The sequence below is a fragment of the Bacillus sp. BP-3 genome (assembly GCF_028401955.1).
Classification (GTDB): domain Bacteria; phylum Bacillota; class Bacilli; order Bacillales; family Bacillaceae_G; genus Bacillus_A.
Window position 1 is genome coordinate 44,208 of the sequence record NZ_JAQOTJ010000023.1, and the last position, 11,095, is coordinate 55,302.

At 31.3% G+C, this 11,095-nt stretch carries 11 protein-coding genes and 4 pseudogenes; 5 read left to right on the forward strand and 10 right to left on the reverse strand.

Features of this window, described 5'->3' with window-relative positions:
* Nucleotides 1–161: 161 nt before the first annotated feature.
* Nucleotides 162–587 (forward strand): GNAT family N-acetyltransferase, encoded by a 426-nt coding sequence (locus tag PLX19_RS23210; protein ID WP_272191235.1) that lies wholly within the window; start codon nucleotides 162–164, stop codon nucleotides 585–587.
* A 216-nt stretch (nucleotides 588–803) separates the two neighbouring features.
* Here the strand turns inward: PLX19_RS23210 and PLX19_RS23215 are convergent.
* The 3 genes and pseudogenes from PLX19_RS23215 to PLX19_RS23225 all read right to left on the reverse strand — a co-directional run.
* Nucleotides 804–1,406 (reverse strand): annotated as a pseudogene (locus tag PLX19_RS23215) (DUF4272 domain-containing protein); the annotation flags it as partial.
* Between the two features lie 334 nt (nucleotides 1,407–1,740).
* The gene (locus PLX19_RS23220; RefSeq protein ID WP_272191237.1) at nucleotides 1,741–1,914 is read right to left on the reverse strand and encodes an asparagine synthase; all 174 of its coding nucleotides are present in this window, start codon (nucleotides 1,912–1,914) and stop codon (nucleotides 1,741–1,743) included.
* 163 nt (nucleotides 1,915–2,077) lie between these two features.
* Nucleotides 2,078–2,452, reverse strand: a pseudogene (locus tag PLX19_RS23225) (ferritin-like domain-containing protein).
* Nucleotides 2,453–2,677: 225 nt separating this feature from the next.
* On the opposite strand from PLX19_RS23225, the gene PLX19_RS23230 reads away from it, so the two are divergent.
* Nucleotides 2,678–3,034: a carboxymuconolactone decarboxylase family protein gene (locus PLX19_RS23230; RefSeq protein ID WP_272191258.1), complete on the forward strand. Its 357-nt coding sequence runs from the start codon at nucleotides 2,678–2,680 to the stop codon at nucleotides 3,032–3,034.
* A 56-nt stretch (nucleotides 3,035–3,090) separates the two neighbouring features.
* Here PLX19_RS23230 and PLX19_RS23235 read toward each other — a convergent pair whose 3' ends face one another.
* From PLX19_RS23235 to PLX19_RS23255, 5 genes and pseudogenes are all read right to left on the reverse strand, one after another.
* The gene (locus PLX19_RS23235) at nucleotides 3,091–3,447 is read right to left on the reverse strand and encodes a MarR family transcriptional regulator (RefSeq protein WP_272191238.1); all 357 of its coding nucleotides are present in this window, start codon (nucleotides 3,445–3,447) and stop codon (nucleotides 3,091–3,093) included.
* A 383-nt stretch (nucleotides 3,448–3,830) separates the two neighbouring features.
* Entirely contained in the window at nucleotides 3,831–5,048 is a 1,218-nt protein-coding gene (locus PLX19_RS23240; RefSeq protein ID WP_272191239.1) for an NAD(P)/FAD-dependent oxidoreductase, read from the reverse strand.
* A 342-nt stretch (nucleotides 5,049–5,390) separates the two neighbouring features.
* Nucleotides 5,391–6,419 (reverse strand): spore photoproduct lyase, encoded by a 1,029-nt coding sequence (splB, locus tag PLX19_RS23245; RefSeq protein WP_272191240.1) that lies wholly within the window; start codon nucleotides 6,417–6,419, stop codon nucleotides 5,391–5,393.
* Nucleotides 6,416–6,679, reverse strand: coding sequence for a transcriptional regulator SplA domain-containing protein (locus PLX19_RS23250; RefSeq protein ID WP_272191241.1), 264 nt, complete (start codon nucleotides 6,677–6,679; stop codon nucleotides 6,416–6,418). The genes splB and PLX19_RS23250 overlap by 4 nt, the downstream gene beginning before the upstream one ends.
* Nucleotides 6,680–7,119: 440 nt before the next feature.
* Nucleotides 7,120–7,224: pseudogene (locus PLX19_RS23255) on the reverse strand (IS6 family transposase); the annotation flags it as partial.
* Here PLX19_RS23255 and PLX19_RS23260 point away from each other — a divergent pair.
* A pseudogene (locus PLX19_RS23260) lies at nucleotides 7,216–7,683 on the forward strand (galactosyltransferase-related protein); the annotation flags it as partial. The pseudogenes PLX19_RS23255 and PLX19_RS23260 overlap by 9 nt on opposite strands.
* A gap of 409 nt (nucleotides 7,684–8,092) precedes the next feature.
* Here the strand turns inward: PLX19_RS23260 and PLX19_RS23265 are convergent.
* Complete coding sequence (locus tag PLX19_RS23265) at nucleotides 8,093–8,527, reverse strand: hypothetical protein (RefSeq protein WP_272191243.1); 435 nt, start codon at nucleotides 8,525–8,527, stop codon at nucleotides 8,093–8,095.
* Nucleotides 8,528–8,735: 208 nt separating this feature from the next.
* Nucleotides 8,736–9,164 carry a hypothetical protein gene (locus tag PLX19_RS23270; RefSeq protein ID WP_272191245.1) on the reverse strand — a complete coding sequence of 143 codons (429 nt, stop codon included), beginning with the start codon at nucleotides 9,162–9,164 and terminating at the stop codon, nucleotides 8,736–8,738.
* Between the two features lie 322 nt (nucleotides 9,165–9,486).
* Here PLX19_RS23270 and PLX19_RS23275 point away from each other — a divergent pair, with 322 nt between their 5' ends.
* Both PLX19_RS23275 and fosB read left to right on the forward strand, forming a co-directional pair.
* On the forward strand, nucleotides 9,487–9,993 hold the full coding sequence (locus tag PLX19_RS23275) for a DUF1648 domain-containing protein (RefSeq protein WP_272191247.1): 507 nt from the start codon (nucleotides 9,487–9,489) through the stop codon (nucleotides 9,991–9,993).
* A gap of 241 nt (nucleotides 9,994–10,234) precedes the next feature.
* The gene (gene fosB, locus PLX19_RS23280; RefSeq protein ID WP_272191248.1) at nucleotides 10,235–10,651 is read left to right on the forward strand and encodes a FosB/FosD family fosfomycin resistance bacillithiol transferase; all 417 of its coding nucleotides are present in this window, start codon (nucleotides 10,235–10,237) and stop codon (nucleotides 10,649–10,651) included.
* Nucleotides 10,652–11,095 lie beyond the last annotated feature (444 nt).

Consider the following 11,095-nt stretch of genomic DNA (forward strand, 5'->3'; position numbering starts at 1 on the left):
TTTTTTTATACAATACTTCACTAACATTGGAATCTGCACTACTTCTAAGAGGGATTATGTTAACTTTTACATGAATATGATATATAATTAAATCTGAACATTTGAAAAAAAGAAACACAAAGATGCTAACTTAAAATTATAGAGAAATAGTGGGAGGATTTATGGAAAGACAATATACAATCTCAAATTATGCACCAACATTAGAAGAATATAAATATTTATGTTCAGTTGTGGGTTGGGAAGATTATATGAACTTTGATGTTGCCGACATATCATTAAAAAATTCTGTTTTTGCCGTTACGGTTAAGGATGAGAGTAAGGCCATAGGAATGGGAAGAATTGTTGGGGATGGAGCTATTTACTTTTACATTCAAGATGTGGTAGTTCATCCAGATTATCAAGGAATGGGTATTGGCAAAAAAATTATAAATGCGTTAGTAGAGTATCTAAAAGAAAACGCACCAAATAAAGCGTTTGTAGGATTATTTGCATCAGAGGGAAAAGAAAAATTTTATGAAAAATATGATTTTAAGGATTACTCACCTAGTATGACAGGAATGTTTACTGTAATAACGAAATGTGATTAAAAAATTTATATCGAGGTCGCGCCCCATCACCATCAACTTAAGAAATTAATTGTTCCCCAAAACGAAATTATCCCTATATAGAGTATCGCCAGCATTTTGAAAAAAATACCCGCTAAGCAAAAAATACAATGAGCCGCCCATATGGACAGCTCATTTACATAATTCTCGTTATCTGAAATAAAAAAGCTCTACAGAACAAAGAATATAGAATATAGATTATGTATCCATGGAGATGCAGTCCCAATCTTCATTTTTATAACTGATTAGCCAGAACAAGCCCCTTCGTCTTTCAACAACAATACTTTCCTGCATACCAGCAGTCGCTTCTCTCCCATTAATTCTATCATGTACACAAGCCCAATGAAGCCGATAAATGAGGTCGGCCTCGTCCAAAATCTCTTCTGCACTTCGTAATCTTGTTTGTTGATAAAATTCATTAAAAGAACCACAATTAGAAACGAGTTTAATTGCGTAATGACAGTCACAGACCTCTTTTGGAAATTTTAGTGTATTCACGAGACCTATTGACCAAAGTAAAACCCATTGAGCTTCATACTGCCATGCAATCTGTATGGCTTCTTTCTGGTCAGGTTGCTCTGAATTTAGGAAATCTCTTTCCTGCTTCGTTAATGATTCAACCACACCGAACTTTTTCAGCAGCTCCATGACGAACTCTTTGGAAATTTTCAAATCTCCTTCTTGGACAACATCACAAGCATATTGTATAACAATCAGCAAAGCTACTGCTCTCTTCGTAATCTCTTCTCGATTTCTCAACTGAATACTTGTCAAAGGCGGCAATTGAGGCAACCCTTCGATTGAATAGTATATTCATTTTTATTACGTACAACCTTGAATCCATTTTGGAAAACTTGAGTAATGAAACCTTCTATATCATTTGTATCGTTCCTTGATGCAAATATCGTGAAAAATCTCAAATTTCCCCCTCCTCTAATGCTTATATTCAACTTAGCTTTTAAATTTTAAAAAACAAAAGAACATAAGCTGTTTAACATATTATACATGACTAATAGGGGGCACGTCACATATATAGCTAATTTTTGGATTACTTTAATAAAATAAACAAAATTAAAAATTAATAAGCACTTTCGATATTAAAAAGGCAAGCATGAAAAGGTGCTTGCCCTATCTTCTAACGACGATGTTCCACAAGATCAATTACACCTAAAACAACGTGAGCTAAACCGAATCCAAATACTGTATTTACAATCATCTTATTAGACCCACGAGTTTGCTTAAGAGCATAACCCGCAGCTGTAACTGCTGTACCTAGTGTAGTTGGAATTAATCCTTCACGAATATTCATAGTAACGTCCTCCTAGTATCGCAGTTAGTAATTATGATTTAATGATTTAATACTTTGAAATTAAATTATTAAATCAAGTATTAGTATTTTCCTGTTTTGTGGAAAATATGTGGAACTATTTTAAATACCTCTACTTAATTATGATACAGCGTAACTAAAAATGTTAATGCGTAAGTTGTTTTAATACATTTACATGTTCCCTATCTTTATCTAAAATATCATGTATTAACTTATGACTTTCTGGATCCAAATCACCTTGTACAATTTCTTCTGATATTTTAATCCCATAATAATCTTCGCCCTTTAACGCGCTATTTACAATTCCTTCTGTTGTATCTGGTACTGTAAATTGACTTATCAACCCTTGAACAAAGCCAACGATTCCTTCATTATTAACTGGTACTCCTCCAAGATTTTGTATTCTTTCTGCTACTTTTAAAGCATGTTGTTTGTGATCTTATTGTATTCTTTGAAATTCCTTTTTTATTTCTGGATCTTTTAAATTTTCTATATAATGCTCATAAGCATGAATACCCATGTACTAACCTTTTAAAAAGGAATTTAATGTATTAACTATACTTTTTTTCCATATAATCACGTCCTTTTGTACAATATCCTAAGCTAATTTCTTGTTATATCATTCCTTTAAATCCTCTCTCACCTTTCACTCCTCCTGATATAAATATCATTGGGGTTTAATCAATTCGGATTAGGTTAATACTAACTTTTGTTTAAATATATGAGAAATGGAGCTGGATTAAATATGGAATTTGAAGATAGAAACTCTACAGAATCTGCACTTCATCATTATAAGTATGGTTTGGGTTTATTTACTGAGAAGATGCCTAAGCTAGCTGAACAATTTAATTCTTTTACAGAGGAATGCTTTAAAGAAGGCACCTTATCCAAAAAGCAAAAACAGCTAATTGCTTTAGGTATTAGCCTTTATTCTCAGAATGAATATTGTATCATTTATCACATTAAAGGATGTCTAGATCAAGGAGCTTCAGAACAGGAGATCTTTGAGGCAGTGGGAGTGACAACTGCATTTGGTGGTGGAGCTACTATGAGTCAGACAGTTACTCTTGTACAAGAATGTATGCAAGAGTTAAAGCAGTAATAAGAATATCATCATGGATTGAGGAATATATTTTTGGAGTTTATGTGTTACTATTCTTACACAGGATTTTTTTGCCCATCCCCTCGAAAAGGGGGGATGGGCAAAAACACCCACACAATAAATAAAAACAAAAAACTTGAGCGTGTGCTAATTACACTCAAGTTTTTTGTTTTCTCTGTTAGCAATATCAGGTGCGATCTTTTGTCGTTTGGATTATGTGTTGTGAAAATAAATTCTTTTTGCAATAACCGTTGGATACTTCCTGTCACTGTTGGTCTGTCCACCAACAGTCTCTCTGCAACCAGAGAAAGTGTCGTTCCATTCGGATGAAAAGATATATCCTTTAAGACAGCCCATTTCTGTGCTGTTATTTTATATATTTTTAATCGATTTGATAATTCTGTTTTCGTCATCACGCTAACTTTATGCAATAGATAAGATACCCTAAATTGTCCATATACAACCCCTTCTAGTTAGAATACTAATTATATATCCAAAAGTCAAACACTCAAATAACATATTCAAATAAATGCGATGCATCTCACAAACATTAAGATTTCTTAACATTGGGATGGCGAACTTATAAACTTCACAACAACCTTTATTTAATAAAAATGGACAGGCCCTAAATCTTTGGGTCTGTCCGAAATATTTACATTCTAAATTTTTAATTTTTAATTTAGTATTTGAAAATGTTGGTTCTCCTTATTCATTATAATACCTATAAATATGTAATTTCTATATCATTAAGTACATTAATTCTTGAATCTCTAATTTTTTTATGTACGTATACATTCTATTTATTTAATTTCGGTCTAGACTGCAAGTATAAATTTAAATTAGGACTAGAACCTTTTATAATTACATCTCGGATAATTTTAGAAAGTACCATACTATAAACTAACCCATTATCACCATATGCATAGATAAAATAACAATTAGGAAATTCTTCATACATTCCGATTATAGGTAAACCATCATGAGTACCACCATAAAAGGCACTTAAATAAAATTCAGGTTTAACTGTAATATTAGGAAAGAGCTTATTGAATTCATGTAATAGCTTTTCTTTATTATGGATTAATTTTGAATCTCTCTCTTCAGCAATGTTTGTATCTTCATCTAGACCACCTATAATAATTCGATTATCTGCTGTAGTTCGCATGTATATATATGGTCTAGCGGTTTCCCATATGAGAGTGCGTTTATGCCAGGATGAAAAATCTTCAACAGGGGTAGTGACAATTGCATACGAGCTAATTAGCGTAGCGTTCTTTTCTTTTTTTAATTCTAATCCTTCATAACCTGCAGCTACGATTACTTTCTTGGCAATAATGGAATTACCACTTTTGGTATAAAAAGTAGCGAAGTCTTTTTCTAATTTTTTCCCAACAATCTCAGTATCTTCATAAATCTGTACTCCTTGATTAGAAGCTTGCTTTAATAAACTATGTGTAAATTTATAGGGATTTATTTCACCATCTTCATATGTATAAAGGGCAGCACGCTTTTTAAATGGATATTTCTGTCCAATTTGTTTTTCTGATAACCAATCTGCTTTAAAACCATGCTTTTGTAAGTAATAAAGCTCTTTTTCTAATTTCCTAATATCCTCTTCATAGCTTGCAAAATATAAACTATCACGTCGCATAAAATCAGAATGAAAAGGTAATTTTTGATTTGCAAATTCAATATCATTAATTGCTTCTTCACATAATTTCATATGTTTTACTGTATACTCTTCCCCAAATGTATTAACAAGCTCAAAAAACATTTTATCACCCAAATATTGTATGAGCGCTGTATTGGTTAGATTACTGCCATGTCCAACCTTTCGTTTATCAACTACAACTACACTTAAATCCGAATCACATAAATAGTATGCTGATTGAGCCCCTGAGCTGCCAGCACCTATTATTAAAACATCACAAATTATGTCTTTTTCTAAACAAGGATAAGAAGGTGGATTAGGAAAAGTTGTGTTCCAATATAATTTCCCTGTCTGTAAATCCATTACTATTACACCATCCTATATAAAATAATTACATCCTCATTTTTATTTCCAAACTAATTCAAATATATACTGTCTTTAAAAATTCGGTTTATAATTTTATTAAAGGTTATTTCGTACTAATATAACTAACTAGGTATACCTGACATAAATTCTTTAACAAATAAATGAATTTCATCTTTAATCTGAAAATCCATACAAAAACATTATCACTTATATATAAAAAATTGATTTAACCTCTTGTAAGTAATCAACGGAGTTAAATTGAGATACATTTAATGTGGCGTTATAAACTGGTGTTTATTTCTAACACCTATATACTGTTGTAACAGAGTTGGTATTCTTTTATGTAAAATATTCTAAATTTGCATTGGGAAAGAACTTCTCCATATAAGAATAAAGATAATTTTTTATATCTTCTTCTTCTTCTTTTTGATAAATGTATTTTCCAATTCCGTATTTTCCCCATTTATATCTTCTTTTCTCTTCATCTAATTCCAATTTTGTCATTGGATAATTTTTTTCAATCACTCTCTTAGCAGGCTTTGTAAAACGATGTTGAATAAATTCAAATGTGATATCATCACGTGCATCAGTGGGTAATTCAGCATCAAGACGCTCAAACATCTGATAGTATCCATCTTTCCAACCTTCATGAAGATAAATCGGAGCAACAATGAATCCGAGGGGATATCCTGCTCTTGCTACTTTTCCAGCTGCCTCAATCCTTTTAGCTAGTGGAGAAGTTCCTGGCTCAAAATTTTTAATAACATAATCAGCGTTTACACTAAACCGAAATCTTGTTTTTCCATTATGCTTTGCATCAAGTAAATGATCTACATGATGAAATTTTGTAACAAACCTCAATTTTCCATACTCGGATTCTCCAAAATGCTCAATTGCGCGTTTGAGGGTATGAGTCAAATGATCAATTCCCACAATATCGGATGTACAGGAGGCTTCAAACCTTGTCAGTTCAGGTGCACGTGCCTCTATATATTTGTCAGCAGCTTCTAGAATTTCGTCGACATTTACATAGGTACGGATATATGGCTTACTTCCCATTGTTGTTTGTAAATAGCAATAATGACAATGGCCCATACAGCCTGTTGCAAACGGAATAGCATACTCTGCTGAAGGCTTTGAGGTATCAAATTTTAGTGTTTTTCTAACGCCCACGACAAGAGTAGATTTTGCTACCCGATACTTTTGAAAATCGTTTTCTCCTGGGAGATCTCTCACTTGATTATGAGAAGTAGTATGCCGAATTTCAACATCCATCTTTGCAAATTTTTCATGAAGCTCTCTCCCTAATGGATAATCCAGTGCTTTGGGTTCAAAGTATACAAGTTTAGGCATGAATGGATTATTCATTCTATCATCCCTTCTGAAGCATCTCCATAATAGTAGTTGTAAGCTTGGTTTGCCTCTTCTTCTGTAGAATAAACAGCCATTTCATGTGAAAGTGGATAATAATTTTCATAAAGAAACAATGCTAATTCATTAGGAGTATTAGGGCTATTTACAACAGCTGCGGCTTGTATATTTGCTACATCCTGAGTGTGGGGATTGCGATAAAAAACATAGACAATATCTCCAGTATGATAAGTTTTGCTTTTGTTAGACAATTCCATTCGATCACCTTTTTTTTATAAAATTTACTGCATAAAGTTTTTCATTAATAAAATTTTCCCTTTAGGGTTTAGAATTATGTCATCTATATTATGGAAAAATTAAATGGAGTTAATTAAATTTGGGGAGGGTAATATTTTTAGGTAATTAATACTATTACTTCTTATCAGAGCGGACCAGTGCTATTTTAGAATAAAACGAGCGTGTTTTGAAAAGAGACTAATCAAAACATGCGCTTGAAATATTCTAACAAATTAATTTTTATACAAAGTGAAATCATTATTTGTGTTGCGTGTCTAACTCATATAAATAACACGAATTTTATGTTATTTTTCGAAATGTTTTTTATTTTTAATGGAGTGAAAAATAAAATGGATATAGGTTCTGGTGCAAAAATACTTTACAAAAAACATAGAACGGCAATGTTCTGTTAACTGAGAGGTTAAACAGCTAATCCAAACAATTTATGAATGAATTCAGCTTCATTTCGGGCAGATTTCACCCTTTGGTGAAGTTGCCCTTTTCTCATCATATGCATAGCTTCGACGCTGATACCCAAATGACAGAGTCTATGTTGTCTAATGTAGATAAACATTTAGCTTCAGGCAAATACATTGGCGGTGGGGTAACTGGAAAGTTTGAAAGAATATCCTTAGGAATATTTATTTCCGCAATATTAATAATAATCCCCTTATTTTTTAAGTATGGAGCTATATCTGTAGGGATTTTTTGGTGCTACAGAAAAGACTTTATGGCAATCAACGGATTTAATGAAAACATGCTTATGGCAGAAGATGCAGATTTTGCTAAACGGTTAAAAGAATGGGGAAAACAAAATAATAAAAAATTCGGTACAATTAAAAATGAAATGATAACTTCATGTAGAAGATTTGATACATATGGAGACTGGACTTTACTTAAAAATCCAAAAGTAATCTTAGCCTATCTAAGGGGAAATGATAAAAAATACGCAGATAAAACATATTATGATAACCAAGAAAGATAACAGTGAATAATCCTAAACAAATCATCATCAAATGAACTAATGAACCAAGATAAATAAAATTTAACAAAACTAAAAGAATCTTATTTATTTAGGATTCTTTTAATTTTGTTGAATGCAAACTTTTGAATATTAGTTTACTTTGATTTTATTGGTTTTATCGTACTTTACTCATTTTCTCCAAAATCACCGACAAAAGTATACATTCAAAACACGATAAATAAAGAGTTTAAATACCTATAAACAAAAAAAGAAAAATCTAGATTTATGCTAGCTTTTTACATAAGTCACATTTTAGACAGTAAAAAAGAATCTTCAATTAGAAGATCCTTTTGCCTTATTATTCAATTAACCTTCTTGTTACTTGAATAATAAATTTTAATAAAAAAGATATATTTAAACACATTATTAATTAAATGATTAATTCTTTTTCAAGAAAAGTTACTACATCATTCCATTCTTTTATTGTTGAACCTTTTTCATATTCAAATTCTCCGAAATTTATATTGTTATCTGGTTCATCTTCATAAAGTGAAAATTCTCTTATTAATGAACCTTCTTCTATAATTACAAGTTCTGCATTAAAATTTTCATCATAGTAAGCGTATGTAACAGAATTATCTTTTGCAAGTTCTATCCAAGATACATTTGATAGACCAAAGAATGCTTCGCCTTCAAGGTCTACAAAATATGTCCATCCATCTTTATGTTCAGAAAAATACACTGATTCATCGATAAAATTCCCATATTGATCTAATTGAAATTCGATTTCTTTATTCATCCAGTCACAATAACGTTTTTTAGCTTCTTCTAATGATAAACTTATTTTAAAACAACATTCTCTCAATCTAGTTTCTCCTCCTCATTTTATAAATAAAATGTCCAACATTATAGATAGGATGTTGGTTAAAAAAAACTATATACTATTACGTATCTTTAATATTACAGAATAGCCGTGTGTAGTTTTTAAAAAATTACATCCTAATATACCTTTAATTGACATAATTCTCGTTAGCGGAAGTTGATATATGTAATTAACCTGCGAAAAATTACCATCACAAGACTGGAATTATGCCTTCCAACTCAGTAATTTCCTCACTAATTAATTGCTCTATTTTTTTTATAAAATCATCAATTTGATTAAGTTCTGTAAGAATAAATAGATTTGAACGCATCCAATAAGGCTTTGATTGCTTATTGTCAGTTACTATCTCAATACCTACAATTCCTCTTTTATCATGTAAGAAAAATCTCATAGATAAGAAATGAGTTACATTGTCTATATCCTCACCTGAAACCCATTGAAACTCATGTAGTTTAAAAGTGGAAAACTTGATTATTCCCGCTTTTAAATCTTCGAGTTCTTCATTGGTGGTATATATGTTAATGTTTGCAGTGCCATAAAATCCAGTAAAATCAAAATTCAATTCAAAAAAATTAGTATCTTCCCATATCCTTTTTATTTTTATATTCGGTTCAGGCATTGTGGTCTATCCTCCCATAAATTGCACTTTCCACTTGAGAATATTATAACAAGTTTTTCTTAACAAAACGGTTCCGTTAGATAAGTAAAACCAGTGAATATCCTATACATGCTCGGTTAACATAACGTCCTATTATAGGTAGCAAGTTTTTCTCCATGTAATAGTCAGGTAGTATTTTTTCCATTGTATGGAGAAATTCGGCTGGTTTTTAACTTTCGCGAAGTTGAACAGACAAAAAAAGGTAAAAATGATAAAATATAGTTCAAAAAGAGCTGCGTGGAGATAAAGAAATAAAAGATATCGTAGAAGGGGGAGTTAAAAAATGGAAAAATTATGGGAACGACCAAAAATAAAAATCCAAAAAACAAAAAGTGAATGGATTTGGGATATCATTGGATATTCATCTTTTTTAGTATCAATAATTTTTTTGATCATTATTTGGGGAAACTTACCTGAGCAAGTGCCGGGACATTATAACGCAGCTGGGGTTGTTGATCGTTGGGGAACAAAATGGGAACTTTTAATTTTACCAGGTACTGGGGTATTCATACTTCTCTTAATGCAGGCTTTAGAAAAGTTTCCCGAAGTTCATAATTACCCACGAAGATTTAATAAATCGAATGCTGAGAAGTTTTATTTGAATAGTCGAAAAGCGGTTAATCAAATAAAAAATATTTGTTTATTTATCTTTGCTTTGATCCAATATGAGTCAATTTCAATAGCTTTAGGGTGGGGAAATGGTTTTGGAAAATTATTTATACCTATCGTAATTATCGGGATGGGTATTCCAATTGTGTTGGGTATAATGAGGCAACGAAAAATTAAATAACATTCTTGTAGTTAAAACGGTATTGGGAAAAGAAAAATAATTGGTAAGTATCAATGGTAAAGGGAAAATCAAAAAGATAAGATCTAAATAAGAAAAAAACCACATTGAATAAACATATATGTTTGGTTAACATAACGTCACATTCTAGGTATCACCGAACTGATTTATCTATATTTTCGCTTATAAATAGCTTATATTATAATTTGTATAATATATCCAAATAAAGAGGAGGAAATAAGCATTGTTAAGCATTAACCACATTTGTTTTTCAGTTTCAAATCTAGATAAATCAATAAATTTCTATAAAAATGTTCTTCAAGCAAAGCTACTTGTTAAAGGGAGAAAGTTAGCCTATTTTGATTTAAACGGATTATGGATTGCTTTGAATACAGAAGAAGATATTCCAAGAAATGAAATTCAACATTCATACACTCATATTGCATTTACTGTAACAGATGAGGAGTTCCAAAATCTGAAAAGTAACTTAATAAAAAATAAGGTTACTATTTTACCTGGACGTGAAAGAGATCAAAGAGATAAAAAGTCAATCTACTTCACAGATCCAGATGGACATAAATTTGAATTTCATACTGGAAGCCTACAAGATCGTTTAGAATATTATAAAGAGGATAAAACACATATGGAATTTTATATCTAAAGTTAAATGAAAAATTCCTCTATAAAAAACAAAGCTATATTTATGTATACCATATACAAATCTAGTTTACATAAAGTCTCATTATGAGAAGCAAGGAAAAAGGCGGACCTTTACTCTTACAAGGGATTCGCCTTTTTCCTTTTCTATGATTCTATGCATCTTTTTATACATTCCTATTTTGACGCGCCTTTTGGCCTCCCCATAGATCCCTATGCCTCCCGATTTTTTTCATAAATTCTTGCATGCTCTTAGCATGGGGGTTTTCCGAAATGCTGGCGGTACCCCATCGCTAGCAAGCTAATAAAACAAAATACCCCCTAAAATGAAAAAATACGCTATTCTTTCTGTAGAATCATAGGAAAGGATGGCGTTTTGTATGTCTATTTCTGTATCTGATGAATTACAACTATTTGCTCAAGAAATTCAAAGTTTCTTATCCCCAAA

Excerpts from the sequence above, each read along its gene's own strand:
- PLX19_RS23220 (WP_272191237.1), bottom strand. The coding sequence starts at position 1,914 with ATGAATATTCGTGAAGGATTAATTCCAACTACACTAGGTACAGCAGTT.
- PLX19_RS23230 (WP_272191258.1), top strand. The coding sequence starts at position 2,678 with ATGGAATTTGAAGATAGAAACTCTACAGAATCTGCACTTCATCATTAT.
- PLX19_RS23270 (WP_272191245.1), bottom strand. The coding sequence starts at position 9,164 with ATGCCTGAACCGAATATAAAAATAAAAAGGATATGGGAAGATACTAAT.
- PLX19_RS23250 (WP_272191241.1), bottom strand. The coding sequence starts at position 6,679 with ATGGAATTGTCTAACAAAAGCAAAACTTATCATACTGGAGATATTGTC.
- PLX19_RS23275 (WP_272191247.1), top strand. The coding sequence starts at position 9,487 with ATGGAAAAATTATGGGAACGACCAAAAATAAAAATCCAAAAAACAAAA.
- PLX19_RS23235 (WP_272191238.1), bottom strand. The coding sequence starts at position 3,447 with ATGACGAAAACAGAATTATCAAATCGATTAAAAATATATAAAATAACA.
- PLX19_RS23210 (WP_272191235.1), top strand. The coding sequence starts at position 162 with ATGGAAAGACAATATACAATCTCAAATTATGCACCAACATTAGAAGAA.
- splB (WP_272191240.1), bottom strand. The coding sequence starts at position 6,419 with ATGAATAATCCATTCATGCCTAAACTTGTATACTTTGAACCCAAAGCA.
- PLX19_RS23240 (WP_272191239.1), bottom strand. The coding sequence starts at position 5,048 with ATGGATTTACAGACAGGGAAATTATATTGGAACACAACTTTTCCTAAT.